This is a genomic window from Neorhizobium huautlense (assembly GCF_030811685.1).
GTDB classification, from domain to species: domain Bacteria; phylum Pseudomonadota; class Alphaproteobacteria; order Rhizobiales; family Rhizobiaceae; genus Neorhizobium; species Neorhizobium huautlense_A.
The window spans coordinates 123,144-146,902 of record NZ_JAUSRF010000013.1; the positions used below are offsets into that span (position 1 = coordinate 123,144).

Annotated in this window: 30 protein-coding genes; 21 read left to right on the forward strand and 9 right to left on the reverse strand. The window is 60.4% G+C overall.

What is annotated here, in order from left to right; genetic code table 11:
- Positions 1-8 precede the first annotated feature (8 nt).
- A complete protein-coding gene (rarD, locus tag J2T09_RS19290) occupies positions 9-920 on the reverse strand; it encodes an EamA family transporter RarD (protein ID WP_306837611.1) in 912 nt (303 codons plus the stop codon).
- A gap of 105 nt (positions 921-1,025) precedes the next feature.
- Positions 1,026-1,904, reverse strand: a complete 879-nt coding sequence (locus J2T09_RS19295; RefSeq protein ID WP_306837612.1) for a protein-L-isoaspartate O-methyltransferase family protein — start codon at positions 1,902-1,904, stop codon at positions 1,026-1,028.
- A 141-nt stretch (positions 1,905-2,045) separates the two neighbouring features.
- On the opposite strand from J2T09_RS19295, the gene rarD (J2T09_RS19300) reads away from it, so the two are divergent.
- Positions 2,046-2,996, forward strand: coding sequence for an EamA family transporter RarD (gene rarD, locus J2T09_RS19300; RefSeq protein WP_306837613.1), 951 nt, complete (start codon positions 2,046-2,048; stop codon positions 2,994-2,996).
- A gap of 12 nt (positions 2,997-3,008) precedes the next feature.
- A complete protein-coding gene (locus J2T09_RS19305) occupies positions 3,009-3,338 on the forward strand; it encodes a DHCW motif cupin fold protein (protein WP_306837614.1) in 330 nt (109 codons plus the stop codon).
- 10 nt (positions 3,339-3,348) lie between these two features.
- Here J2T09_RS19305 and J2T09_RS19310 read toward each other — a convergent pair whose 3' ends face one another.
- Positions 3,349-3,954: an LOG family protein gene (locus J2T09_RS19310; protein ID WP_444939724.1), complete on the reverse strand. Its 606-nt coding sequence runs from the start codon at positions 3,952-3,954 to the stop codon at positions 3,349-3,351.
- 167 nt (positions 3,955-4,121) lie between these two features.
- On the opposite strand from J2T09_RS19310, the gene J2T09_RS19315 reads away from it, so the two are divergent.
- The 4 genes from J2T09_RS19315 to J2T09_RS19330 all read left to right on the forward strand — a co-directional run bounded on the left by J2T09_RS19315 (position 4,122) and on the right by J2T09_RS19330 (position 9,290).
- Positions 4,122-5,894, forward strand: coding sequence for an Ig-like domain-containing protein (locus J2T09_RS19315; protein WP_306837616.1), 1,773 nt, complete (start codon positions 4,122-4,124; stop codon positions 5,892-5,894).
- A gap of 165 nt (positions 5,895-6,059) precedes the next feature.
- Complete coding sequence (locus tag J2T09_RS19320; RefSeq protein WP_306837617.1) at positions 6,060-7,946, forward strand: ABCB family ABC transporter ATP-binding protein/permease; 1,887 nt, start codon at positions 6,060-6,062, stop codon at positions 7,944-7,946.
- 13 nt (positions 7,947-7,959) lie between these two features.
- Positions 7,960-8,100 (forward strand): hypothetical protein, encoded by a 141-nt coding sequence (locus J2T09_RS19325; protein ID WP_162700636.1) that lies wholly within the window; start codon positions 7,960-7,962, stop codon positions 8,098-8,100.
- A 167-nt stretch (positions 8,101-8,267) separates the two neighbouring features.
- Positions 8,268-9,290: an LLM class flavin-dependent oxidoreductase gene (locus J2T09_RS19330; protein ID WP_306837618.1), complete on the forward strand. Its 1,023-nt coding sequence runs from the start codon at positions 8,268-8,270 to the stop codon at positions 9,288-9,290.
- A gap of 77 nt (positions 9,291-9,367) precedes the next feature.
- Here J2T09_RS19330 and J2T09_RS19335 read toward each other — a convergent pair whose 3' ends face one another.
- The gene (locus J2T09_RS19335) at positions 9,368-9,616 is read right to left on the reverse strand and encodes a hypothetical protein (protein ID WP_306837619.1); all 249 of its coding nucleotides are present in this window, start codon (positions 9,614-9,616) and stop codon (positions 9,368-9,370) included.
- Between the two features lie 212 nt (positions 9,617-9,828).
- Here J2T09_RS19335 and J2T09_RS19340 point away from each other — a divergent pair, with 212 nt between their 5' ends.
- The 3 genes from J2T09_RS19340 to J2T09_RS19350 are packed head-to-tail and all read left to right on the forward strand — an operon-like array spanning position 9,829 to position 11,698.
- Positions 9,829-10,527, forward strand: a complete 699-nt coding sequence (locus J2T09_RS19340; RefSeq protein ID WP_306837656.1) for a phosphatidylserine decarboxylase — start codon at positions 9,829-9,831, stop codon at positions 10,525-10,527.
- A 26-nt stretch (positions 10,528-10,553) separates the two neighbouring features.
- Positions 10,554-11,408, forward strand: coding sequence for a CDP-diacylglycerol--serine O-phosphatidyltransferase (pssA, locus tag J2T09_RS19345; protein ID WP_306837620.1), 855 nt, complete (start codon positions 10,554-10,556; stop codon positions 11,406-11,408).
- Between the two features lie 20 nt (positions 11,409-11,428).
- Positions 11,429-11,698, forward strand: a complete 270-nt coding sequence (locus tag J2T09_RS19350) for a hypothetical protein (protein WP_306837621.1) — start codon at positions 11,429-11,431, stop codon at positions 11,696-11,698.
- Between the two features lie 12 nt (positions 11,699-11,710).
- Here the strand turns inward: J2T09_RS19350 and J2T09_RS19355 are convergent, their stop codons facing one another.
- The 5 genes from J2T09_RS19355 to J2T09_RS19375 all read right to left on the reverse strand — a co-directional run bounded on the left by J2T09_RS19355 (position 11,711) and on the right by J2T09_RS19375 (position 14,093).
- Positions 11,711-12,328, reverse strand: coding sequence for a LysE/ArgO family amino acid transporter (locus J2T09_RS19355; protein WP_306837657.1), 618 nt, complete (start codon positions 12,326-12,328; stop codon positions 11,711-11,713).
- 71 nt (positions 12,329-12,399) lie between these two features.
- Entirely contained in the window at positions 12,400-13,167 is a 768-nt protein-coding gene (locus J2T09_RS19360) for an SOS response-associated peptidase (RefSeq protein WP_306837622.1), read from the reverse strand.
- A 44-nt stretch (positions 13,168-13,211) separates the two neighbouring features.
- Positions 13,212-13,541, reverse strand: coding sequence for a YnfA family protein (locus J2T09_RS19365; protein WP_306837623.1), 330 nt, complete (start codon positions 13,539-13,541; stop codon positions 13,212-13,214).
- Entirely contained in the window at positions 13,538-13,849 is a 312-nt protein-coding gene (locus J2T09_RS19370; RefSeq protein ID WP_306837624.1) for a type II toxin-antitoxin system RelE/ParE family toxin, read from the reverse strand. The genes J2T09_RS19365 and J2T09_RS19370 overlap by 4 nt, the downstream gene beginning before the upstream one ends.
- The gene (locus J2T09_RS19375) at positions 13,833-14,093 is read right to left on the reverse strand and encodes a type II toxin-antitoxin system ParD family antitoxin (protein ID WP_306837625.1); all 261 of its coding nucleotides are present in this window, start codon (positions 14,091-14,093) and stop codon (positions 13,833-13,835) included. Before J2T09_RS19375 ends, J2T09_RS19370 begins: the two co-directional genes overlap by 17 nt.
- A gap of 155 nt (positions 14,094-14,248) precedes the next feature.
- Here J2T09_RS19375 and J2T09_RS19380 point away from each other — a divergent pair, with 155 nt between their 5' ends.
- The 12 genes from J2T09_RS19380 (at position 14,249) to J2T09_RS19435 (ending at position 23,754) form a co-directional block, all read left to right on the forward strand.
- Positions 14,249-14,527, forward strand: a complete 279-nt coding sequence (locus J2T09_RS19380) for a type II toxin-antitoxin system RelE/ParE family toxin (protein ID WP_306837626.1) — start codon at positions 14,249-14,251, stop codon at positions 14,525-14,527.
- An 11-nt stretch (positions 14,528-14,538) separates the two neighbouring features.
- Positions 14,539-14,847 carry a HigA family addiction module antitoxin gene (locus J2T09_RS19385; protein WP_306837627.1) on the forward strand — a complete coding sequence of 103 codons (309 nt, stop codon included), beginning with the start codon at positions 14,539-14,541 and terminating at the stop codon, positions 14,845-14,847.
- Complete coding sequence (locus J2T09_RS19390) at positions 14,844-15,272, forward strand: NUDIX hydrolase (RefSeq protein ID WP_306837628.1); 429 nt, start codon at positions 14,844-14,846, stop codon at positions 15,270-15,272. Before J2T09_RS19385 ends, J2T09_RS19390 begins: the two co-directional genes overlap by 4 nt.
- Positions 15,273-15,328: 56 nt before the next feature.
- Complete coding sequence (locus J2T09_RS19395) at positions 15,329-15,766, forward strand: TIGR02301 family protein (RefSeq protein WP_306837658.1); 438 nt, start codon at positions 15,329-15,331, stop codon at positions 15,764-15,766.
- Between the two features lie 103 nt (positions 15,767-15,869).
- Positions 15,870-16,127 carry a hypothetical protein gene (locus tag J2T09_RS19400; RefSeq protein ID WP_112732297.1) on the forward strand — a complete coding sequence of 86 codons (258 nt, stop codon included), beginning with the start codon at positions 15,870-15,872 and terminating at the stop codon, positions 16,125-16,127.
- Between the two features lie 58 nt (positions 16,128-16,185).
- Complete coding sequence (locus J2T09_RS19405) at positions 16,186-16,914, forward strand: hypothetical protein (protein ID WP_306837629.1); 729 nt, start codon at positions 16,186-16,188, stop codon at positions 16,912-16,914.
- A 136-nt stretch (positions 16,915-17,050) separates the two neighbouring features.
- Positions 17,051-17,893 carry a CAF17-like 4Fe-4S cluster assembly/insertion protein YgfZ gene (ygfZ, locus tag J2T09_RS19410; protein ID WP_306837630.1) on the forward strand — a complete coding sequence of 281 codons (843 nt, stop codon included), beginning with the start codon at positions 17,051-17,053 and terminating at the stop codon, positions 17,891-17,893.
- Between the two features lie 44 nt (positions 17,894-17,937).
- Positions 17,938-18,516 (forward strand): HD family hydrolase, encoded by a 579-nt coding sequence (locus J2T09_RS19415; protein WP_306837659.1) that lies wholly within the window; start codon positions 17,938-17,940, stop codon positions 18,514-18,516.
- The gene (locus J2T09_RS19420; RefSeq protein ID WP_306837631.1) at positions 18,513-19,055 is read left to right on the forward strand and encodes a tyrosine phosphatase family protein; all 543 of its coding nucleotides are present in this window, start codon (positions 18,513-18,515) and stop codon (positions 19,053-19,055) included. The genes J2T09_RS19415 and J2T09_RS19420 overlap by 4 nt, the downstream gene beginning before the upstream one ends.
- 151 nt (positions 19,056-19,206) lie before the next feature.
- Positions 19,207-20,067 (forward strand): mechanosensitive ion channel family protein, encoded by an 861-nt coding sequence (locus J2T09_RS19425; RefSeq protein ID WP_306837632.1) that lies wholly within the window; start codon positions 19,207-19,209, stop codon positions 20,065-20,067.
- A 244-nt stretch (positions 20,068-20,311) separates the two neighbouring features.
- Positions 20,312-23,101, forward strand: coding sequence for a DUF2339 domain-containing protein (locus tag J2T09_RS19430; protein WP_373458525.1), 2,790 nt, complete (start codon positions 20,312-20,314; stop codon positions 23,099-23,101).
- The gene (locus J2T09_RS19435; protein ID WP_306837634.1) at positions 23,098-23,754 is read left to right on the forward strand and encodes an HD domain-containing protein; all 657 of its coding nucleotides are present in this window, start codon (positions 23,098-23,100) and stop codon (positions 23,752-23,754) included. Before J2T09_RS19430 ends, J2T09_RS19435 begins: the two co-directional genes overlap by 4 nt.
- Positions 23,755-23,759 lie beyond the last annotated feature (5 nt).

Below are 23,759 nucleotides of genomic sequence, written 5' to 3' on the forward strand. Positions count from 1 at the left end.
CTCTATTCTCACCGCCCCCGCGCCGCCTTCAGCATGCCATAGGAATACACCGCCAACGCCGACCAGATGAACATGAACGCCACCAGCTTGATGGTGCTGAGCGGCTCCTTGAAAGCGAAGACGGCGATCAGGAAGATCAGCGTCGGGGCGATATACTGCATGATGCCGATGGTGGAGAGGCGCAAAAGCTTGGCGCCGTTGGCATAGATCATTAGGGGTCCTGCCGTGATCGGGCCAGCCAGCATCAGGATAAACGTGTCGTAACCAGTGCTGTTGAAGAGATGCCCCGCACCCGTCACCTCCAGATAGATGATATAGGGCAGGAACGGGATGCTGATCAAAAGCACTTCCAGAAAGAAGCCCTGGTTCGGGCCGATCGGCAGCGTCTTGCGGAAAAGCGCATAACAGCCCCAGGTGAAGGCAAGCCCGAGCGAGACCCAGGGCAGGCCGCCTGCCCCCCAGGTGAGGATGGCGACACCCACGGCCGCAAGCGCGATGGCCGCCAGCTGCACCGGGCTCATTTTCTCACGCAGAACCACGGCCGCCAAAAAGAAGCTGAACAGCGGATTGATGAAATATCCGAGCGCGCCCTCGAGCGCGTGATTGTTGGCAATCGCCCAGACATAGATGCCCCAGTTGACGGTGATGAAGGTCGCCGTGACACAGGCCATGCCGAGCATGCGCGGCGTGCGGATCGCCACCTTCAGTTCTTCAGTCCGCTTGAGGATGAGGAGAACGGCACCGGCCACCGGCACCGACCAGATCGCCCGATGCGCCAGCACTTCCAGCGGCGGCAGGTGCGAGACGGCCTTCAGGTAGAAAGGCAGGAAACCCCACAGAAGATAGGCGGTGAGCGCGAAGGCAAAACCGCGCGGCGTATCTTCGTTCTTGATCTGCGGCGCGGCGCTGTCGGTGGCCATCGGATGATCCTCCCTGCTGGATCAGCGGCTTCTAGGCTCTTGCGGCCACTTGTGCCAATTCATTCGGTTGAAGCTTACATTCAGCAAGGTCATGGATAGGGATGATTACACCTCGTCGAAAGACAATCCCCAATCATCCTCGCCATACCATTCCTCACCCACTGCCGGAACCCGCCAGCGAAAACTGCGCACCCGGGCCAGATTGCGCCTCCTGAACGCCTCGGCGAGAGCTTCGTGCCGCCCTTCCGGTGCAGGCTCCTGTCCTTCCGCCCAGATGAAGGAAACGGGTGCTAAAAACTGCGCGCCAAAACCTCTTGGCCGTCGGTCGATCATCAGGAATGCCGCCCAGCGACTGACGGCGGTTGGCCGGCCGGCTTCGATCGCAGGTACGCCGAAGGGAAACAGCAGCCTGCCGCCGGATGCCAGATTGTCGACCCATGAAGACGGCGGGTGGTCGAGCGCAAAATTGGCATAGATGACATCCGCCTCGAGATCGTCCGATGCCCATTTCAGCGCATCGCCGTGGACGACACTGACATGTGCGTAACCCGAAAGGGCATTTTGTGCCCGTTCGGCGAGCGCCGCATCGTATTCCACGCTGATCACCCTGCCGGAAGGGCCGACCAGTTCGGCGATGATGGCCGTGTAATAACCGCTGCCGGCACCCAGATGCACCACGGTTTCGCCTTCACGGATACCAAGCCTGTGCAGGGCATGGGCGTGCAGCGACGGCATGCCGTTATTGACATGGCGGGCGGCATCGAGCGTCACCAGCATATCCTGATAGAGTGCGAGCGGAGCGCTGGACGCGAGTTCCCGGTATTGGCTGACATCGCGAAACAGCCATGGCGGCGGCCCTAAAAAATCCTCACGCCGGACGGTGGCAAGCGCATTTTCCAGCCTGCGATGCTGCGCCACGCCGGCCTTGGCCAATATCTGGCGAGCATAGATTGCCCGATAGTCCGCGCCATCCTGGTTGTTCACGCCCCGAACCCTCCACCGCAGATTGCCATAGATGATCGCAACAGCACGGCAAAATCAATGGCATGCCACCGAAATGCACTGGCAGATGGCATTTGCCAAAGATAGAGAAGGTGGGCGCTTCAACCGATCCGGAAACATCCCATGGCCAGCCCGACCGCAAAGCCCATTGCCAACGAGCCGACAGGAGCGGCCGTCGCGCCGTCTTGCGTGTCGGCACGTGATAGCCGCCGGGGATTTTTCCTTGCCCTGACCGTCTACCTGATATGGGGCTTCATGCCCTTCTACATGAAGGCGCTTTCGCATATCTCGCCGCTGGAATTTCTGGCCCATCGCGTGCTCTGGTCGGTGCCGATCGCCGGCGTGGTGCTGCTCTTTCTCGGACGCACGCGTGACCCGCTGGAGGCGCTACGCTCGCCGAAAACACTGATGATGGCGAGCGTCACCGCCGTGCTGATCTCCATCAATGCCGGCACCTATGTCTGGGCCGTCAGCAATGGCCGGGCGCTGGAAGGCGCACTCGGTTATTTCATCAATCCGCTGTTCAGCATCCTGCTCGGTGCATTCTTTCTCAAGGAAAAGCTGGCGCCGGCGCAGATCCTCGCCGTTGTTCTCGCCGCCATCGCGGTCGCCATCCTCACATGGGATGCCGGCAGCCTGCCGCTCGTGGCGCTCACTCTGACCTTGAGCTGGGGGCTCTACGGCTTTTTCCGAAAGACGCTGCCGATCGGCCCAAACCAGGGTTTCTTTCTGGAAGTGCTGCTCCTGTCCATTCCGGCCCTTCCCTATCTGATCTATCTCGAAATCAGAGGTCAGGGACACTTTCTGCAGACCGGGTTCAACGACACGCTGCTTTTGATCGGCACCGGTTTCATCACCGCCATTCCACTGATGACCTTTGCGACCGGCGCCAAGCTCTTGCGCCTCTCCACCATCGGCATCATGCAATATATCACCCCGACCATCGTTTTCCTGATCGCGGTGTTTGCCTTCGGCGAAGCGCTGAGCGGCATCAAACTGATCGCCTTCCTGTTCATCTGGTCGGCGCTGATCGTCTATACGCTTGCCATGCTGCGCCCGCTGGGCCAGCGCTGAACGGAGTTTTGCATGCAGATCAACGACATCCCCTTCGGCACCACCGACTGGTCAGAGGTTGAACCGACCGAACACAAGGGCGATAGCGGTCATTCCACTTGGCGCACCCGCCATTTTGGGCCGATCCGGGTGCGCATGGTGGAGCATTCACCGGGATATCTCGCCGATCACTGGTGCGAGAAAGGCCATATCCTTCTGTGCCTGGAAGGCGAGATGACCACCGAACTTGCCGATGGCCGCATCTTCGTGCTGAAACCCGGCATGAGCTATCAGGTGGCCGACAATGCCGAGCCCCACCGCACGTCGACGGCAGTGGGCGCCAAGCTTTTCATCGTTGATTGAGACGATCGCCTCAAAGCTTTGAGATAACATCCTTTTCGCCATCGGACGTACCCTCTTCCTCGGCACGTTCGAGAATGGCGGGCACGATCTGGTCGACTTCGGAAATGACGAGCGGCTGCACCAGATGGGCGCGGTGGATAAAACCCTGATCGCGCATATGGCTGACGAGATCGAGCATCGGCTTCCAGAACCCGCCGATATCGGCAAACACCATCGGCTTTTCATGGCGGCCGAGCTGCGCCCAGGTCATGATCTCGACGATTTCCTCCAGCGTGCCGATACCACCCGGCAGGGTCACGAAGGCATCTGATCGCTCGAACATCTTGTGTTTGCGCTCGTGCATGTCCTTGGTGATGATCAGCTCGTCCAGCTGGCCGAGCGAATGGCGGGTTGCCTCCATGTCGACAAGAAATTCGGGGATGATCCCCGTCACCTGACCACCATTCGACAACACGCCCGCTGCGACCGCACCCATGATGCCCTTGGTGCCGCCGCCATAGACGAGGCGCAGGCCGTGGGCCGCGATGGATTTGCCGAGCGCACGACCCGCCGCCAGATAGGCAGGGTCACGACCGGGCTGGGAGCCGCAATAGACGCAAATGGACTGGATGGGCACGCTTTTCTCCGTTTTATGTTTCTTCTTCACGCGTGACGACGCACAAACGTCAAAATTGACCGGAAAGAACGCGAAGAGCAAGGCAGAAATCCTTGAAAAGCTTGTGAAGGTTGCATGAAACGGCTATTTCCCTTTGATGCGGCGGGCGTTCCGTCGGGAGAAAACTGATGTTGAAAAATCCTGCCGGCTGGCTGGCCATTGGTGTCCTTGCCATCGCGACGATCGTGATGGTGTTTTTCGTCATGCCTCGCATTTCCGACGACAAGCAACCGCTTGGCGCGGCGATCAATGAGGCGGGCAAACAGGTGGAGCAAGCCGTAACCGAAGGTGGCAAGGCCGCTCAGGAGCTTGTCGAGCCGACGAAGCCGCAGGAACAGGCCGCAACGACGCCTGCTGCACCGGCAGTTCCGGCGCAGGCAGAGCAGGCACCAGCCGCGGCATCGACGTCCCCTGCTCCGGCAGCCGCACAGGCAACCGCCTCCGATGCGCCGACATTTGACGTTCTGCGTGTCGAGCCCGATGGCTCCACCGTCATTGCCGGTCGCGCCGCACCGGGCACCACGCTCGAAGTGACCGACAAGAATTCCGTGCTGGCCAAGGCCGATGTCGCACAGGGCGGTGAATTTGCCGCCATTCTCGACAACCCGCTGCCGCCGGGCGACCACGAACTGGTGCTCAAGGTAACCGGCAAGGATGGCAAGACCGTCGTTTCACAAGAGGTCGCGACCATTTCCGTGCCTGCCGTCAAGGGCGGCGAACTGCTGGCCATGGTTACCAAGCCGGGTGAAGCCAGCCGCCTGATCGCCACGCCGGCGACCGACGAACAGAAATCCTCCAAGGCTGAACGAGTTGGCCTGCCCACAGAAGCAAAGCCGGCAGATGCCGCCAACAAACCCGCAACGCCGGAAATCACCGTTATCGCCCCCAATGTCGGCGGCGCTGCCACCGGCACGGATGCAGCCACACGGAAGGCGGAAATTCAGATCACCGCCGTGGAAATCGAGGGCGATCGCCTGTTCGTTGCCGGCATTGCCAAGCCGCAGGCCAAGCTGCGCGGTTATGCCGATGACACGAAGATCGGCGATGCGACCGCTGCCGCCAACGGCCATTTCGTGATCGAAGGCAGGGTGCCGCTTTCGGTCGGCGATCACCGCATCGCCGTCGACCAGATCGGTCCGGACGGCAAGGCTCTGGTTCGCGTCACAGTTCCATTCAGCCGCCCCGCCGGTGATCAGGTCGCAGCCGTTGCCGGTCCCTCGGCATCGTCACCGGGCAAGACGCTTGCGCCTATCGATGGCGGCGCCTTTGACCGCCTGCGCAATCAGGTCGCTCGTGCGCACGAAATCCTGACCGGCCTTTATGCGGATGGCGCGGTGCCAACGGTTGAACAGCTGGCCGCAGCCCGCTCGGCCACGATGATCGCATTGAACTCGCTGACGCAATACCGCCTGCCCGCCGATGCCGGCGAGGAAGCCCGCCGTATCGCCGAAATGACGGTTGCACAGGCGACCGCCGCACTGAAGGCGCTGGAAGCCCTGCCACGCGATGTCGCCGAATTCGGCAAGGGTCTCGCCGATATCAACACCATCATTGCCAGTGCCATTGGCCCGGTTGTCGATACACCTCCGACGTCGCAGGCAGCAGCACCGGCCGAGGTGGCAGCTTCCACATCATCCGGCGATGCCCGCACCATCGAGCAGGCGCCGCTGACCCAGAGCGAGAACGCATCGGTGATCATCCGTCGCGGCGATACGTTGTGGCAGATTTCCCGCCGCGTTTATGGCCAGGGCGTGCGCTACACGACGATCTACCTCGCCAACGAGGACAAGATCACCAATCCGGACTTGATCCAGCCCGGCCAGGTGTTTGGCGTCCCGAACGAGGCGCGACCGGATGCCGAGGAACTGCACCGCAAGCGGCTGCAACAGGGCAAATCCTGATCATCGCGCTGATCTGAACCGATATCCCCGCCCTTGTGGCGGGGATTTTGTTTTGGCGACCTGATCAACCAAGTTTCACGTCGCTGTCATTGCATCCGCCCGCCTTCACGCTTATGTCCGCGCAATAGCGCTCATGCGCCCCTCGCCTCCAGGGATCGACATTTCATGGCATCTAAGAAGACCGTTTCGGCGGATAGCGGCAATCCGCTCGGCACACTCGTCAACCTGTGGCCCTATATGTGGCCGACGGGCCGTGCCGACCTGAAGGCGCGGGTGCTGTGGGCGACCTTCTATCTGGTGCTGGCCAAGATCATTCTTCTCTCGGTACCCTATTTCTTCAAATGGGCGACGGATGCGCTGAACGGCAAGCTGGACATGGCAGGCCTTCTGCCCGCCTTCCTGCTCGGCGCGGTCATTCTCGTCATCCTCTACAATCTCACCCGCCTCCTCCAGGTGGGCCTGAACCAGCTGCGTGACGCGCTGTTCGCCTCCGTCGGCCAGCATGCGGTGCGCCAGCTCGCCTACAAGACCTTCGTGCACATGCACCAGTTGTCGCTGCGTTTTCATCTGGAGCGCAAGACCGGCGGCCTTTCGCGCATCATCGAGCGTGGCACCAAGGGCATCGAAACCATCGTGCGTTTCACCATCCTCAACTCGGTGCCGACGCTTCTGGAATTCGTTCTGACGGCGATCATCTTCTGGGCCGCCTACGGTTTCTGGTACGTGGTCGTCACCGCCGTCACCGTCTGGGCCTATATCTGGTTCACCATCAAGGCCAGCGACTGGCGCATCGCCATCCGCCGCTCAATGAACGACAGCGATACCGAGGCCAATACCAAGGCGATCGATTCGCTTCTCAATTTCGAAACCGTCAAATATTTCGGCAACGAGAAGATGGAAGCCGAGCGTTTTGACGCCTCGATGGCCAAATACGAAAAGTCCGCGACCGAAGTCTGGACCTCGCTCGGCTGGCTGAACTTTGGCCAGGGCGTGATCTTCGGCATCGGCCAGACCGTGATGATGGTGATGTCGGCGCTGGCCGTGCAGCGCGGCGAGCAGACGATCGGCGATTTCGTTTTCGTCAACGCACTGCTGATGCAGCTGTCGATCCCGCTCAACTTCATCGGTTTCGTCTACCGCGAAATCCGTCAGGGCCTGACCGATATCGAGCAAATGTTCGATCTCCTGGAAGTGGAAGCGGAAGTGGTCGACTGTCCCGACGCAAAACCGCTGACAGCGGGACCCGGTGCGATTGCCTTCAACAACGTGCATTTCGCCTATGACCCCGAACGGCCGATCCTCAAGGGCGTGTCCTTCGAAGTACCGGCCGGCAAGACGGTGGCGATCGTCGGACCATCGGGTGCGGGCAAATCCACCATCTCCCGCCTGCTTTACCGTTTTTATGATGTTCAGCAGGGATCGGTAACGATCGACGGACAGGATGTGCGCGAAGTCACACAGCAATCTCTGCGCTCCGTCATCGGCATGGTGCCGCAGGATACGGTGCTGTTCAACGACACGATCGCCTACAACATCCGTTACGGCCGCCCGGCCGCCAGCACCGAGGAGGTGAAAGCGGCCGCCGACATCGCCCAGATCGGCACGTTCATCGGCCATCTGCCGGAAGGTTTCGACACCAAGGTCGGCGAACGCGGCCTGAAACTCTCGGGCGGGGAAAAGCAGCGTGTCGCCATCGCCCGCACCGTGCTGAAAGGCCCGCCGATCCTCATCCTCGACGAGGCGACGTCGGCGCTCGACACCACGACCGAACACGAAATCCAGTCGGCGCTCGACGTGGTCTCGAAAAACCGCACGACGCTGGTGATCGCGCATCGCCTGTCGACCGTCATCAATGCAGACGAGATCATCGTGCTCCGCTCCGGCGAGATTGCCGAACGCGGCACGCATAACGCCCTCATTGAACAGGGCGGCCTTTATGCGTCGATGTGGAACCGCCAGCGCGAGGCGAATCAAGCCGAAGAACATCTGCGCCAGGTCCGTGAAAGCGACGATCTCGGTGTAATCATGCGTGGCCAACCGGCCGGCGAATAAGGATCTTTGAGACATGAAACGCAACCGCAAAACCCGCCTGATCGTGCTCGGAGCCGTCGGCATCGCCTATGCGCTGGTGTTGATATTCTGGGGCTCGCCACTTCTCGCCTTCACCACATGGATGGGCTGGGTCGATCCGCAAGCGGCACGGTAAGAGGGCACGCTGAGGCGACGCACTGTTCACCGCCCGACCACTGTGAATATGGCAAGCCGCATGCCATCTGTGCCTCAACGTTCATACGATGTGCTGCACGGCCGTGAGTTTGGATTGGGATGATTGCTCCAACCAATTCGCCGTGTTTGCCAACATAAGGCAAAGTCATGAAAAAGATCGGTTTTCTCTCTTTCGGCCACTGGTCGCCCTCGCCGCAGTCCGGCACGCGGTCTGCCGGTGATGCACTTTTGCAATCGATCGACCTTGCGGTCGCCGCCGAAGAACTCGGCGCGGATGGCGCCTATTTCCGCGTCCACCATTTTGCCCGCCAGCTCGCAGCCCCCTTCCCGCTTCTCGCCGCCATCGGTGCCAAGACGAAAAAGATCGAGATCGGCACCGGCGTCATCGACATGCGTTACGAAAACCCGCTCTACATGGCGGAAGATGCCGGCGCGGCCGACCTGATTGCCGAAGGTCGCTTGCAGCTCGGTATCAGCCGCGGCTCGCCGGAACAGGTGATCGATGGCTGGCGGTATTTCGGTTATCAGCCGGGCGAAGGTGAAAGCGAAGCCGACATGGCCCGCCGCAACACCGAAATCCTGCTGGAAGTGCTGAAGGGCAACGGCTTTGCCCAGCCCAACCCGCGCCCGATGTTCCCCAACCCGCCCGGCATGTTGCGTCTCGAACCTTTTTCCGAAGGCCTGCGAGAGCGCATCTGGTGGGGTGCGGGCTCGAATGCCACAGCACAGTGGGCTGCAAAACTCGGCATGAACCTGCAGAGCTCGACGCTCAAGGACGACGAAACCGGCGAGGCTTTCCACATCCAGCAGGCCAAGCAGATCCGCGCCTATCGCGAAGCATGGAAGGAAGCCGGTCACACCCGCACGCCTCGCGTCTCGGTCAGCCGTAGCATCTTTGCGCTCGTGGACGACCGTGACCGCGCCTATTTCGGCAATGGTGGCAAGGAGGACGATTCGATCGGTTTCCTCGACGAAAAGACCCGCGCCATCTTTGGTCGCTCCTATGCTGGAGAGCCGGACAAGCTGGTCGAGGAGCTGAAGAAGGACGAGGCAATTGCCGAGGCCGATACGCTGCTTCTGACCGTGCCGAACCAGCTGGGCGTGGAATACAACGCCCATGTGATCGAGGCGATCCTCAAACATGTGGCACCTGCCATGGGCTGGCGTTAAGCTTGCGCAACACATGAAAAAAGCCCGGAAATCACAATGATTTCCGGGCTTTATCGTTTAATGCTGCGACGATCGGCTTACCCCGAAATCATGTCGCCGCGCTGCCATTCGTCCTTGCCCCAGTTGCGCAGACGCATGCGCGGCGCAATCATCCGCGCGATGAAAGGCGTAAGCGCAAAGCTCAGCACCACGACGGCCGGGATCAGATATTTGGCGTGTTCGGTGAGCATTGGCACTGTCAGCACAGTAATGGTGCCGACACCGAAAAGAACGGCATTGACCATCATGCCGCACATGATCGTCAGCCAGATGTTCGTGTTGGTCATGTCAATTCTCCTTATGTGAGACTGACAAAATCCCGCTGGCGGTAAGAGGTTCCGACAAAACGCGACAATAAATCGTTTTTATCCAACGACCGCGTTCGTGCAGTTTCCAATAACTATCAACAAGGTGATTTACACATTCTCGGAACCACATTGCCGACTTTCGGGTTTTTATGTAGTCAGAGTGCGCCGACAACGCAGGAGAACTACGGTTGATCAACCTACTCGACACCATTCGCAACACGCTCGTCCCCATCCACAAGGAGGGCTACCTGTTCGTGGCCGCATTCTTCGTGGTGTCGCTGGTTCTCGGCCTGATCGCCGAACCGCTGTTCTGGATCGGCCTGATCCTCACCGCATGGTGCGCCTATTTCTTCCGTGATCCCGAACGTGTCGTGCCGCAGGATGAAGACCTCGTCATCAGCCCGGCAGATGGCCGTATCAGCCATGTCGCCATGGTCGTTCCGCCGGCGGAACTGGACCTCGGTTCGGAACCGATGCTGCGCATTTCCGTGTTCATGAACGTCTTCGACTGCCATATCAACCGCGCCCCGGTGCGTGGCCGCATTTCGCAGATCGCCTATCGTTCGGGCCAGTTTGTCAATGCCGAACTCGACAAGGCCTCGACCGATAACGAGCGCAATGGCCTTGTGATCGAAGGCAAGCATGGCAAACTCGGCGTCGTGCAGATCGCCGGTCTTGTTGCCCGCCGCATTCTCTGCTTCGTGCAGCCGAACGAACCGCTGGAAGCCGGTGAGCGTTTTGGCCTGATCCGCTTCGGTTCGCGTCTCGACGTTTACGTTCCGGCTGGCGGCGAAGCCCGTGTCTCGATCGGCCAGCGCGCCATTGGCGGCGAGACGGTGCTTGCGGAATTCGGCTCGGCCAAGGGCCCGGTCGTCAGCCGCCGCAACTGACAAAAGACTGGGGAACGAGAATGACAATGGAACAGCCCGTCGCGCCGCAGACCAACGGACAGGAAGACACGCATGAAGGCGCGTCAAAAATCCGTCAGGACGATAGCGGCCGCGGGCCGCGGCTGCGGGAAATTCCGCTCAGGCTGATGATCCCCAATCTCATTACCGTTCTTGCCATCTGCGCCGGCCTGACCGGCATTCGCCTAGCCTTCGAAGGCCGGTTCGAACTGGCTGTCGGCATGGTTCTGCTGGCAGCCTTTCTCGACGGCATCGACGGGCGTATCGCCCGTCTCCTCAAGGCGACATCGAAATTCGGCGTGCAGATGGACAGTCTCGCCGATATCATCAATTTCGGCGTCGCCCCTGCCCTCGTACTTTATGCTTATGTGCTCGATCAGGCCCGTTCGCTCGGCTGGATCGCAGCGCTGATCTACGCGATCGCCGCCGGCCTGCGTCTTGCCCGTTTCAACGTGATGGAAGAGCGGCAGGTGAAAGCCCCGTGGCAGTCGGAGTTCTTTGTCGGCGTGCCGGCACCGATGGGGGCCGCACTGGTGCTTCTGCCGGTCTATCTCGGCTTCCTTGGCGTCTCGCTGACAGGCTGGGTCGCCTATGCCGCCAGCGCCTATACCGTATTGATGGGCTATCTTCTCGTCAGCCGCCTGCCGATCTGGTCGGGAAAATCGGAAACCCGTATCCGTCGCGACCTCATGCTGCCGGTCATCTTGGGCGTCGTCATCTATGTCGCCCTGCTGATGAGCTATACCTGGGAAGTCCTGTCGGTAACGGTGATCGCCTATCTCGCCATGTTGCCCTTCAGCGCCCGCGCCTGGCATCGCCGTTATGGCACGCTGACGATCGAGGACGATCACGCTTCGCCGTGATCCCCTGCGCTGCAAGGTGAATGCTGCATTGCAGCTACAGTCTGCGGCAAGATGACATCTTTATGAATATTCCTCCGGATCGCTATGACATCACCGTATTTCCGCCCGGATTTACGGTGAAAGCAGCGATCGATCACAAGATCGTTCCAGAGGAAAAAACAATGAACAGCCAGAAGGCTCCGGCCGAAAAGAACCAGAATAGCCTGCATGCCCCGTTGCGCCCACTCGGCATCAAGGCCGTGATTGCCGCAACCATGATGCTGAAGCGCAAGCCGGCCAAGAAGCCCTGATTCTAAGCCGGTTTATTCCCCGGCGACAAAGCTGACGAGAAGACCGATGGCGAGCAGCGCCATGACGAGGCCGATCAGCACATCCAGCACGCGCCAGGCCGATGGCCTGGCAAACAGCGGCGCCAGAAAACGCGCACCATATCCAAGCCCGAAAAACCATGTGAAGGACGCGACCGCGGCACCGATGCCGTAGGCCAGACGCGCCGTGCCCTCATGTTTCGCCGAAAGGCTGCCGAGCAGCACGACCGTATCCAGATAGACATGCGGGTTGAGGAAGGTGAAGGCGAGGCAGGCCATGATCGCCGCCTTCAGCGGCATGCCCTGTGGCGTTCCCGCCGCCATGGCCGATGGCGCCCAGGCGCGTTTGAACGCCATGAAGGAATAGGTCGCCAGGAACAGAAAGCCGCCAATCGTGACAACCGCGATCAGCATCGGCGATTTCGAAACCAGCGTACCGAGACCGGCGACACCCGCGGCAATCAGCAGCGCATCGGAAGCGGCACAGATCAGGCAGAGAACGAAGACATGGCTGCGGATCAGCCCCTGCCGCAGGATAAAGGCATTCTGCGCACCGATCGCAATGATCAGCGAGCCACCGAGCGCAAAGCCGGAAAGAGCGGCGGGGAACAGGTCCATGGATGGAAGTCCAGTCTGGATACGAGGCGGGAAAACATCAGCACATCTAAATCACTACAGGGAAATCAGAAAAGCGAAAGCTGGCTATCGTCAGGTTTCGACTTCTGCCTAATCGCCGGCAACGGCGCCACATCTTCCGCCGGCAATTGCAGCTCGGCGCCCATGTTCGAAACCTTGTTGACGCGGTCCGATACCGGGATCGCCTCGAAAAAATCGTCGTCCACCGCCTTCATCAGGTCCTTCACCTCACGCGGCTCCTGCAAGCGGCAATCCAGCCAGCGGGTAAAATCCTCCTGCCCGATGACGACCGGCATGCGATCATGGATGCGCGACAGGGCGCGATTGGCGCCGGTGGTGAGAATGGCGGCAGTATCGATTTCCGACCCATCGGCCGAGGCATAGGTTTCCATCAGCCCGCCAAAGGCGATGAGCGCACCATTTTTCGGACGTATCCAGTAAGGCTGCGATTTTTCCTCGCCGGATTTTTCCTGTCTACGCCATTCGTAAAAACCGGAGGCCGGCACGAGGATACGACGATGGCGCATGGCGGCGCGAAACGAGGGTTTGCCGATCGCCGATTCGCTACGGGCATTGATCATCAGGCTCAGGTCTTTGGGGTCCTTCGCCCAGCCAGGAATAAAACCCCAGCGCGCCAGAAAAGCACGACGATCCGGCAGATTGCTGCCGGGATCGGAGCGTTCCGCCTGCATGACAACCAGAATGGGCTGCGTCGGCGCGATGTTGAAGCGCGCCGGAAAATCGTCCAACGCCGCGACGCCGGTAAAATCCAGCACTTCATCCGGTTTTGAGGTCAGGGCGTAACGTCCGCACATTTTTATGTCATCGCATCGGTGTACTCGATGGTCAACCGAAGCATTCAGGCGCTGCGGGGCCCGAAAATGATCACGGCCGAACCGATCAGGCAAAGCGCGGTGCCCGCCAGATCCCAACGATCCGGCATGCGCCCTTCGACCGCGAGCAGCCAGAGGATGGAGGCGAGAATATAGATGCCGCCATAAGCCGCGTAAGTGCGCCCCGCCGCCTCGCTTTCCACCAGCGCCAAAAGCCAGGCGAACAGCACAAGGCTCACCACACCCGGCGCCAGCCACCAGACCGGCTTTTCCAGTCGAAGCCACCCCCAGACAGCGAAACAGCCGGCAATCTCGAAGACGGCGGCGAGGATGTAGAGGGTGTAGGTTTTGATCATTCGAAATCCTGCTTCTGCACATCCTGCGCCATGTGCATGACACGCAGAATCACGATCCGGTCCGGATAGGTGCGATAATAGATGCAGCGTTGGCGATAGGGAAAGGCACGTAGGCCGGGGGAGATGTTATCGCGGGGAGAACCGGTAAAATCCGCCTGTGCAATCCAGATGATCTTGGCCGTCAGATCGGCGAGAAATTCCTGCGCGTAATAGGGGCTGCTCTCGGCGATGTAGCGGCGGAGACCGCGCAGATCCGCTTTGGCAAGCGGTGCTATTATCAGGCGTTTCGGTCTATCGCCTGTCGTCATCGGCCATGACATCCGCAAGCAGATCCGTGGCGGAACGGTATTCCTGGCCTAACCCCGAAGCGATTTCCTGATCGGCCGCGCCAATGGCCTGACGAAGAGACTGAACGCGCATTTCGTGATCGGCAAGCATGCGAAGACCGGCCTTCACCGCTTCCGTTTCCGTTTCAAAACGTCCCTCTCTCACGAGGTCGGAAAGAATACCGTCATAGGTTTCGCCAAGAGCGAAGTTTTTCGTGCGGGTCACAAGAGCACTCCTTTGCCCATGTCCGCATCATAAATTACAACGCCCCCACAGTATAGACAGCGCGCTCATCGCACAGGAGCCCCGCGTGTCCCCACCGCTCGCCCCACATGCTCCGGCACCTTGACGAGATGTAAGCACAATGCTTACATTCATCCATGATCAAATCCTTCCGAAGCAAGGAACTGGCTGCGTTGTTTGAGACCGGCAAGACCGGGCGGATTGATGTGAAGATGCAAAAGCGAATTCCGCTACGTCTGGATCGCCTGAATGTCGCCGAACGCCCTGAAGACATGAACCTTCCCGGTTTCGATTTCCACGCATTGCGCGGTTTCGATCCAACCCGCTACACGGTTCACGTCAACGGTCCGTGGTGCATAACCTTCGCGTTCGATGGCAAGGATGCTGTCCGGGTGGATTTCGAGCAATATCATTGAGGCAAAGAGAGATGACCGAACATGACGTAAAAAGGCCGCTAGCGCGTTGCCCCTCACATCCGGGCGCATTGCTGGGTGATATCATCCCGGCAACCGGCAGGACCAAGGTGGAGATCGCTCAATTGCTCGGCATTTCCCGCCAGCAGCTTTACGACATCCTGCAGGAGCGCAAACCGGTTTCGCCCAATGTCGCCGCGCGGCTTGGAAAGATGTTCGGTGATGGTGCTGCCATCTGGCTACGCATGCAGGCCGCCTATGATGCCTGGCATGCCGAACGTGATGTCGATGTCAGCAACATCCCGACCTTGACTGCCGCATGAGCGAATCGACACCCCGCCCCGCCTCCTCCGCCATTCTCGAACGCGACGGCCGTTTTCTGCTGATCCGGCGAATCAATCCGCCATCGGCCGACCTCTTTGCCTTTCCCGGCGGACGCGGTGAACCGGGAGAGACACCGGCCGAAACTGCGCTACGCGAATTTTTCGAGGAAACCGGCATTCCCGTTTTCGAACCGGAACTGTTCGCCACCTATGATCTGAAGACCGAATCAGATGCCGGCGATGTGCTCAGTCATTTCTTTCTCTCCGTCTTTCTGGTGAAGGCCGATGAGACAGTCGAGGCCGTTGCGGCCGATGATGCCGCTGATCCCGGTTGGTACACAGTGGATGAAATCCGCAGCCTGCCGGTGCCGCCAAGCGTGCTCGAATGTGCCGAACGGCTGGCGGCACGGGCGGCAAAAGGCTAAAAGAGCGCATCATGGCCAGCAAAGATTCGCGGGCCTTTCGCAGCACCGGATCATCGATGACGCTTCGCAAACGCCTTGTTACTGCCTGTTTTCTGGCGATCAGCCTGCCACTCGCAAGTTCGCCCGTGCTGGCGCAGAAAAAGGCCGCGACGCCGCCTGCCCCGGCGACATCCACTGCCCCTGCGGAAAAGCCGACACCCTACGACGATCGGCTGGCGCGGCTTTCGGAAATTCTCGGCTCCGTGCATTACCTGCGCACGCTCTGTGGAGAACGTCAGTCGAGCTGGCGCAACTCCATGCAGAAACTGATTGATTCCGAGACGGCAAATGAGCCAAAACGGCGCGAGAGACTCACGGCCGCGTTCAATCGCGGATACCGTTCGTTTGCTTCCGTGCACACGACCTGCACCCCCACCGCACGCTCCGCGGAAGAGGCATACCGTGCCGAAGGAGCAACACTGGCTGCGGAAATCGCCGCCCGCTATGGAAATTAAGTGTTTATTTACCTCTTTCGCTCGCCAGCCGTGTCGTTTTGATAAAAGGCTGGTAATCTTGTTAACGCACCGGTAACACACTGGTGTCGGAAAGAGGATGATTATGCAGACAGCCCGTAACGACATCGATGAGATGATTGTGCACGAAAAGATGCAGGTGGCGCTCGAATACCAGAACGAGGCGTGGGCCGATGGCCGTGCCGATGGTATCGAGCCGGAAATCATCGCTGATGCCGCAATCGCCCTTGCCATGCGCGAAACCATCCGCATGCACGGCGAAGCCGGTGCGGAAGCCATGCTGCAGTCGCTGCGCGAACGCATGCTGGCCGGTGAATTTTCGCCGCAGCGCATCATTCAGTAAGCGCAAGCATCATTTTCGTGTAAGATTGGGGCTTTCCAACAGGAACGCCAATATAGCCATGCCCAAGAGCCGACTTTTCCGCACCGTGATTGCCGCCGCGCTTTTCAGCGCGACAGCGCTGACGCAGGCCCCTGCCGCCTTCGCCCTTTCCGGCATGGCGCAGACGAAGCCCGTTAGCGCCCAGGGCATTCAGCCGGCGGAAACGGCTCCTGACAGCCAAAAGGGCATTGAGAACCAGCACAGCCAGGCGACCCCGCCTGCTGCCGCAGAAGCACCGAAACCGGACGCAGCCCCCGCTGCCGAGGCGGAAACCGAGCAGGCCATAAAAGCGGAAATCATTCATGATTTCAGCAAGCTGCCGGAACCGGTGCGCAAGCTGCGCGAGGCGATCGTCGAAGCTGCCGCCTCCGGTGATGTGGAGCGCATGCGCCCGATCATGGATCCGGGCTCCAAGAAAACCGATGGCCCCGACCAGAACGAAGACCCGATCGAAACGCTGAAAAGCTTTTCCGGCGATACCGAAGGTCTGGAAATTCTCGCCATCATGCTCGACCTGATGCAGACCGGCGTTGCCCGTATCGAGGCCGGCACGCCGGATGAGGTTTATGTCTGGCCCTATTTCGTCGGCAAGCCGCTCAACGAGCTGACGCCGCCGGAGAAGGTCGATCTTCTGCGCATCGTCACCGCCGGCGACCTTGCCGCCATGGACGAAGCGGGCGGTTACAACTTCTACCGCATCGGCATCTCGCCGGATGGCAAATGGAAGTTCATCGTCAGCGGCGACTGATTTTCACCGTTCGACTGTTGAACACCCACCAGCTGCTGCTTGCCGCCGCGAGCTCAAAACCTTACCTCTGGATTCTGCCGCGATGCGCCTTTCCGCGCCGCGAATTTCCGTTTTCTGATTCGTGCAGGTGAAAATCATGCCGTTTGCCTATCTCCCAGATCGTGCCCTCCTTTCCGTCACAGGTACGGATGCGCAGGATTTTCTGCACAATCTGATCACCACGGATATCGCCGGCTTGGCCGAAAGCGAAGCACGGCCCGGCGCGCTTTTGACGCCGCAGGGCAAGATCCTGTTCGATTTCGTGATCTGGCGCATTGCGGGCGGTTTCGCCATCGAAATCGACCAGCCCCAGCGCGAAGCCTTTGCGCGGCGCCTCACCATGTACAAGCTGCGCGCTGCCGTCGACATCGCCATGGTCGAGGAGACTGGCGTGACGGTCGCATGGGGCGGCGAGACGCTGGCGGGCGGCGTCACCGATGCCGCCTTTGCCAAGGCCGGCATTGCCCTGCAGCGTGCGCCCGGTAAGCAGGCCGATGGCGATGAAGCCGCCTATCAGGCTTTGCGCATCTCTGCCGGTCTTGCCGTTTCGGGCCGCGATTTTCCGTTACAGGATGCCTTCCCGCATGATGTGCTGCTCGACAAGGATGACGGACTTTCCTTCCGCAAGGGATGTTATGTCGGCCAGGAAGTGGTTTCCCGCATGCAGCATCGCGGCACGGCCCGACGCCGCGTGGTGATCGTATCCGCAGATGAGGACCTGCCGGCCGCCGGAACCGAAATTCTGGCAGGCGCCAAACCGGTCGGCACGCTGGGTTCGACCGCAGGCGACCAAGGCCTTGCCATCGTTCGTATCGACCGTGTCGGTGATGCGCTGACAAACGGTACGCCACTGACGGCGGCGGACATTCCCGTCTCGCTGACCCTGCCCGAATGGACCGGACTTTCCTTCCCCACCGGCACGGAAGAGGCAGAGACGTGAGCGCTGCGGCGACAACCAGCAAATCGGCACGCGCCTGGCAGCGCATGTTGTCCGGTCGGCGGCTGGATCTGCTCGATCCCTCGCCCATGGATGTGGAAATTTCCGATATCGCCCACGGCCTTGCCCGCGTTGCGCGCTGGAACGGACAGACGCGCGGCAACCACGCCTTTTCGGTAGCGCAACACTCCCTCATCGTCGAACAGTGTTTTACGATTGCCCACCCGGCTTCCACGCCGGAAGAAAAGCTGATGACCCTGCTGCATGACGCGCCGGAATATGTGATCGGCGACATGATCTCGCCGTTCAAGTCGGTGGTCGGCGGCGGCTACAAGACGGTCGAGGCGCGGCTGGAAGCTGCCATCCACCTTCGTTTCGGCCTGCCGGCGCATCCGACGCGGGAATTGAAGACGCGCATCAAGCGCGCCGACACGGTCTCCGCCTTTTTCGAAGCGACCGAGCTTGCAGGCTTTGCGCTCACTGAGGCCAAAAAGCTCTTTGGCATGCCGAATGGTGTGACCAGGGAGATGCTGCTCATCGAGCCGCTCCCGGCCGTTGAGGCACAGCAGCGCTTTCTGGAACGTTTTGCCGAAATCGAACAGCAGCGTGGAACAGTCGGCCGATGACCGCGATCATCGTCGGCCCACTCGCGAAAATCGCCGAACTTGCAGTCCGCCACGGCGCGCGCGAAATGGTGAGCCTGATCGCCGAAAAGCAGGATTTTCATCGCCCTGCGGTGATCTCGGCCGACCGCCACCTGAAACTGGCGATGAACGACATCGCCTTTGCCGGCACCGGCAAACTGATTGCGCCGAGCGAAGCGCATGTGGAGCAGTTGATCGACTTCATGGCCGGCTGGGACCGGCAATATCCGCTGGTGGTGCATTGCTGGATGGGCGTGTCCCGCTCCCCTGCCGCAGCGCTGATCGCAGCGCTTGCGGTCAATCCGCAGGAGGATGAATTCGAGCTTGCCGCGCGCCTGCGCAAGGTCGCGCCGCATGCCACGCCGAACACGCGGCTGGTGGAAATCGGCGACCGGATCTTGCATCGCGAAGGGCGCCTGATCGCCGCCGTCAAGGGCATCGGTCGTGGCGCGGACACCGATGGAAAAGTGTCGTTCGTTCTGCCTCTCAACCCGTCCCAGAATACCGCACTGCAACAGTAAAAACCGAGCATTTATTTGTTTTTATTTAATATTTCTAAAAATGAATAATGCGGTTGACCTTCGTTCGATTTGCCCCAATTAAGCAGTTCGCGGCAACGATGCGACAGGATGCGCGTTGCCCTTCAGCAGACAAAAGGAGCATATCGCCGGTATGGATCAGGCATCGGAATTCGTCGTCGCAACGCGGGCGGCACTCGCTCAGTTAAGCGCGCTTGCCGTGCAATATTCCTTTTCGGTCGTCGGTGCCATCCTTCTCCTTGTCATCGGCTGGCTGGCGGCCGGCATGTTCAGCCGTTGGGCGCGCACCGGTCTTGGCCGCGTGCATGGCATCGATGCGACGCTGGCGCAGTTCTTTTCCAATATCATCCGTTACGCCATCCTTGTTCTGGTCGTTGTCATGGTGCTCGGCCAGTTCGGCGTGCAGACGGCCTCCGTGCTGGCGGCGCTTGGCGCCATCGGTCTTGCCGTTGGCCTCGCGCTTCAAGGTACGCTGCAGAACATCGCGGCCGGCATCATGCTGCTCGTCCTGCGTCCCTTCCGGGTCGGCGAGTCGATCGAAACCGGCAGCGTCAAGGGCACGATCATCGATGTCGGCCTTTTCGCCACCGAGCTGCGCACCTCGGACGGCGTCTATCGGCTGGCACCCAATTCCACCCTGTGGAATGTACCGATCACCAATTTCTCGCGGCTCGACAAGCGCCGCAACGATATCGCCATTTCGACCAGCGAAAAGATCGATATCGCCCACGCCGAAAAATTGTTGCTCGAGATCGTCAAGGCAGACAGCCGTGTGCTGAAGGCTCCGGCTCCGACCACGTTCGTTTCCGATTTCAGCGACAGTTCGGCCACCGTGACGGTGCGTTACTGGGCGAAAAGCGGCGAGTGGTTCAATGTCAGCCGCGACCTTTCCAAGGCTGTGAAACTGGCGATCGACGAAGAGAAAAACAAAGAGCTTCCCTCCGGGACTGATGAACACGCGCCGGATGGCGAGAGCGGACCTTCGGCGGTCTGACCGTCGAATTCGCCCTCGGGCGCGTGCAGTCTTCAGGAAAGAGCAGAGGGCGGGTTTCACGAGGAAACCCGCCCTCTGCCGTTTGAGAGTGGTTCATTGTTCAATAGAAACCACTCTACACTTGATAATGCTCAATATTGTCACAATCCGGCATTCCCCGCCTTGCTCATGCCGCAACATATGCGATTAAAAGACTGCTGCGCTTTTTTAAATGGCGCCTGTTTGAACGCATAGAGGTCACCGCATCGTGCTGCCCTTATTTCCCTTACTGATATTTGTCCTGATCATCGTGGGCCTCGCGCTTCAGCGAAACACGGCCAAACGGGTCGATCGGCTGGAGAAGGAAATAAAGGCGCTGCAGGCGCGTATCACCGGCATGGCACTGGCGGCACCGGCAACGGAGGCGACGGAAACAGGTCGGATCGAACCGATTGCCGAAACGCTGCCGGCCGAAGAACAGGCTACCCCCTCACAGGAGGCGCTTGCAGAGCCGCAAGTCGCGGCAATGGCATCCGAGACAGAGACGCCAGCCGTACAGGAAGCCGTTCTATCCACGCCGGAAACGGCAGCCCACCAGCCCGCTATCGTCGCGGCTCCTCAGCCGGAGGAACGCGAAAGTTTCGAAAGCTGGCTCGGCGCGCGCTGGGCCGTCTGGGTCGGTGGTGTGGCTTTGGCTTTTGGTGGCCTTTTCCTCGTCAAATACACGATCGAGGCCGGCCTGCTTGGCCCGGCAGCGCGCCTCAGCCTTGCCATGCTGTTCGGCCTCGTGCTGATGGCCGGTGGCGAATTGATCCGCCGTCGCGCCATGCCGGATCTTTCCGACCGCTTTGGCAATGCGATGATCCCCGGCGCACTGACCGCTGCCGGTGCGGTGACGCTGATGGGCGCCGTCTGGGCGTCCTATGCCGTTTATGGCTTTATCGGCCCGACGCCCGCCTTCCTTGCGCTCGCTCTCGTGTCATTCGCCACGATCGCGCTGTCGCTCCTGCATGGGCAGGCGCTGGCCGGGCTTGGCCTGCTCGCCTCGCTGATCACACCGGCGCTGGTTGCCACGGATAATCCGAGCGCAAACGCCCTGTTCGGTTTCCTCGCACTGGTCTGGCTGGCCGTCATTGCCGCCTCGCGTTTGCGTCAATGGACCGTGGTGCCGACGCTTGCCAATATCGGCCTCGGCCTCTGGTCGGTGGCCTTCCTCTCCGGCTCCGCACGCGAAACCAGCATGATCCAGCCGACATTGACGCTGCTCGTCATGCTGGCCGGCACATGTTTTTATTGGCCCGGCCGTTATGCCAGCCTGATCGGTCCCGAAAAGGCGGGCATATCGGTCCTTCTCGGCCGCATGCCCTTGCAGACCACGCTTTCCGTCTCGCTGGTCACGGTGTTTTTTGCGCTTGCCATGCTCGGTTCGGAGCCGATGGGTGCATTCGATCTTCTGGCCTGCGCATCCGTGCTTCTGGCCGCGCTCGCCGCATCCGGCGCGCTGCGCGCCTATGCGGTCTGGCCGGCCATTCTTGCGGCGGTTGGTGCTGTGCTGGGCATGACCGTCATTGCCGTCAACTGGCTCGATGCCGTTTCCATCCTGCTCGACGGTCAGTCGGCAGCAACAGCACCGGTCGAACCGCATGTCTGGGTCTATCTGCTGCTCGGTGCCGTTTTCCCGGCCTGCGGCTTTGCCTTCCTTGCTCGCTTCCGCCAAAGCGAACCTGACTTTTCCAAAATCTGGGCGTTCCTGATGCCCGCCGTGCCGGTCGCCATCGCCACGATCAGCTTCTTCAATTTCGGCAATATCACCCGCGACTGGACGCACGGGCTCTATGGCATCGCGCTAGGCCTTGCCCTGCTCGCCGGCGCCGACTGGCTGTTCCGCCGCAGCGACAACAAGATCGACTGGCCGGCCAATCTGCTGGTCGCCGGCTCGTTTGCAGGCTTCACCCTGGCGCTGCACACGCTCACCAACGGCGTCACCACCACGATCGCGCTCGCCGTGCTCGGTTTCCTCTACGTGCTTGGCATGCGCATCCGCTCCTGGCCGTCACTGCCATGGATGATGGCGGCCGCCACTATGATCGTCTTCGGCCGTATCGCCTGGGAACCGACAGTCATCGGCGCCAACAGCCTCGGCACCACGCCGTTCTTCAACGCGCTGCTGCCCGGTTACGGCATCCCCACTCTGCTCGCCATCGCATCGGCATGGATGCTGCGCAACTCGGACGATTTCCGTATCCGCAACATCATGCAGGCATTGGCGTCGCTGTCGGCGCTGATCACGGTCGCGGTTCTGGTGCGCCACGCCATGAATGGCGGCACGCTGGAAACCACCGTGCCGACACTCGGCGAACAGTCGATCTATACGCTGATCACCGTCGGTTTCTCCGGCATCCTGATGATGCTCGACCTGAAATCGCCAAGCCCGGTCTTCCGGTATGGCTCGATGATCGCCGGCGTGCTTGCCACTGCCAACGTGCTGTCGCTGCATCTCCTGAGCTTGAATCCCTATATATCAGGTGAAGGCACCGGCCCGTGGCCGTTCTTCAACCTTCTGCTGCTCGGTTATCTGATGCCGGCTTTGGCCTACGCTCTTGTCGCATGGCTGGCCCGCGAACGCCGGCCAATGCCTTACGTGCTGATGCTGGCGATATCCGGCGGCGTGCTGGGTTTCGCATGGGCAACGCTGTCGGTTCGCCGCTTCTGGCAGGGCGAAAACATCGCCGACTGGAAGGGTTTTCTGGCCGCCGAAACCTATACCTATTCGGTGGTCTGGCTGCTGATCGGCATCGTGCTTCTCGTCCTCGGTTCGCGCTTCAACCAGCGCTCGCTGCGGCTTGCCTCGGCGGCACTGGTTCTGATTGCGGTCCTGAAAGTCTTCCTGATCGACATGTCGAACCTCGAAGGCATCCTGCGTGCCCTTTCCTTCATGGGGCTTGGTCTGGTTCTGATCGGCATCGGGCTTTTCTACCAGCGCATCCTGGTGAAGAAGGATGGCAACAAACGCCCAGTCGATTCGGTCGGCGCACCGGAAGGAACCGTTTCGTGACCCTCTCCCTGGCGGCCGCCTTTGCGCCGCACGAGGCGCTTGCCGCCCAGCTCATCCCGTTTGCGACCGAGGGCGACGACGGCTCGCACGATATCGCCCATATCCTGCGTGTCTTCAGAAACGCCATGCGCATCCATGCCAGAGAAGGCGGCAATGCTCGCGTTCTGGCCGCCGCCGTGCTGCTGCATGACTGCGTGGCGGTGGAGAAGAACTCGCTACTGAGAACACAGGCCTCACGGCTGGCTGCGGAAAAAGCGGCAAAAATTCTGCCCAATCTCGGCTGGAGCGGTGACGAGATCGAAGCCGTCGCCCACGCCATCACCACACACAGCTTTTCCGCCAATATCGCGCCGGAAACGCTGGAGGCAAAGATCCTGCAGGATGCCGACCGGCTGGATGCGATCGGCATGGTCGGCGCCGCCCGCTGTTTCTACATCGCCGGACGCATGGCATCGGGCCTTTATGATCCGGTGGATCCACTGGCAAAAGACCGCGCGCTCGATGACAAGAACTATGCAATCGATCATTTCGAGATAAAACTGTTCAAGCTCGCAGACGGCTTCCAGACCGAAGCGGGCCGTGAACTGGCAGCGGAGCGACATGCGCGGCTGAAAACCATCCGCGACATGTTTCTGGATGAGATCGAGGGCTAACGGGG

What these genes read in the sequence shown, in the direction of transcription:
- rarD (WP_306837611.1), bottom strand. Translation starts at nt 920, where the DNA reads ATGGCCACCGACAGCGCCGCGCCGCAGATCAAGAACGAAGATACGCCG.
- rarD (WP_306837613.1), top strand. Translation starts at nt 2,046, where the DNA reads ATGGCCAGCCCGACCGCAAAGCCCATTGCCAACGAGCCGACAGGAGCG.
- J2T09_RS19305 (WP_306837614.1), top strand. Translation starts at nt 3,009, where the DNA reads ATGCAGATCAACGACATCCCCTTCGGCACCACCGACTGGTCAGAGGTT.
- J2T09_RS19315 (WP_306837616.1), top strand. Translation starts at nt 4,122, where the DNA reads ATGTTGAAAAATCCTGCCGGCTGGCTGGCCATTGGTGTCCTTGCCATC.
- J2T09_RS19320 (WP_306837617.1), top strand. Translation starts at nt 6,060, where the DNA reads ATGGCATCTAAGAAGACCGTTTCGGCGGATAGCGGCAATCCGCTCGGC.
- J2T09_RS19325 (WP_162700636.1), top strand. Translation starts at nt 7,960, where the DNA reads ATGAAACGCAACCGCAAAACCCGCCTGATCGTGCTCGGAGCCGTCGGC.
- J2T09_RS19330 (WP_306837618.1), top strand. Translation starts at nt 8,268, where the DNA reads ATGAAAAAGATCGGTTTTCTCTCTTTCGGCCACTGGTCGCCCTCGCCG.
- J2T09_RS19335 (WP_306837619.1), bottom strand. Translation starts at nt 9,616, where the DNA reads ATGACCAACACGAACATCTGGCTGACGATCATGTGCGGCATGATGGTC.
- pssA (WP_306837620.1), top strand. Translation starts at nt 10,554, where the DNA reads ATGGAACAGCCCGTCGCGCCGCAGACCAACGGACAGGAAGACACGCAT.
- J2T09_RS19350 (WP_306837621.1), top strand. Translation starts at nt 11,429, where the DNA reads ATGCTGCATTGCAGCTACAGTCTGCGGCAAGATGACATCTTTATGAAT.
- J2T09_RS19360 (WP_306837622.1), bottom strand. Translation starts at nt 13,167, where the DNA reads ATGTGCGGACGTTACGCCCTGACCTCAAAACCGGATGAAGTGCTGGAT.
- J2T09_RS19365 (WP_306837623.1), bottom strand. Translation starts at nt 13,541, where the DNA reads ATGATCAAAACCTACACCCTCTACATCCTCGCCGCCGTCTTCGAGATT.
- J2T09_RS19370 (WP_306837624.1), bottom strand. Translation starts at nt 13,849, where the DNA reads ATGACGACAGGCGATAGACCGAAACGCCTGATAATAGCACCGCTTGCC.
- J2T09_RS19380 (WP_306837626.1), top strand. Translation starts at nt 14,249, where the DNA reads ATGATCAAATCCTTCCGAAGCAAGGAACTGGCTGCGTTGTTTGAGACC.
- J2T09_RS19385 (WP_306837627.1), top strand. Translation starts at nt 14,539, where the DNA reads ATGACCGAACATGACGTAAAAAGGCCGCTAGCGCGTTGCCCCTCACAT.
- J2T09_RS19390 (WP_306837628.1), top strand. Translation starts at nt 14,844, where the DNA reads ATGAGCGAATCGACACCCCGCCCCGCCTCCTCCGCCATTCTCGAACGC.
- J2T09_RS19395 (WP_306837658.1), top strand. Translation starts at nt 15,329, where the DNA reads ATGACGCTTCGCAAACGCCTTGTTACTGCCTGTTTTCTGGCGATCAGC.
- J2T09_RS19400 (WP_112732297.1), top strand. Translation starts at nt 15,870, where the DNA reads ATGCAGACAGCCCGTAACGACATCGATGAGATGATTGTGCACGAAAAG.
- J2T09_RS19405 (WP_306837629.1), top strand. Translation starts at nt 16,186, where the DNA reads ATGCCCAAGAGCCGACTTTTCCGCACCGTGATTGCCGCCGCGCTTTTC.
- ygfZ (WP_306837630.1), top strand. Translation starts at nt 17,051, where the DNA reads ATGCCGTTTGCCTATCTCCCAGATCGTGCCCTCCTTTCCGTCACAGGT.
- J2T09_RS19415 (WP_306837659.1), top strand. Translation starts at nt 17,938, where the DNA reads ATGTTGTCCGGTCGGCGGCTGGATCTGCTCGATCCCTCGCCCATGGAT.
- J2T09_RS19420 (WP_306837631.1), top strand. Translation starts at nt 18,513, where the DNA reads ATGACCGCGATCATCGTCGGCCCACTCGCGAAAATCGCCGAACTTGCA.
- J2T09_RS19425 (WP_306837632.1), top strand. Translation starts at nt 19,207, where the DNA reads ATGGATCAGGCATCGGAATTCGTCGTCGCAACGCGGGCGGCACTCGCT.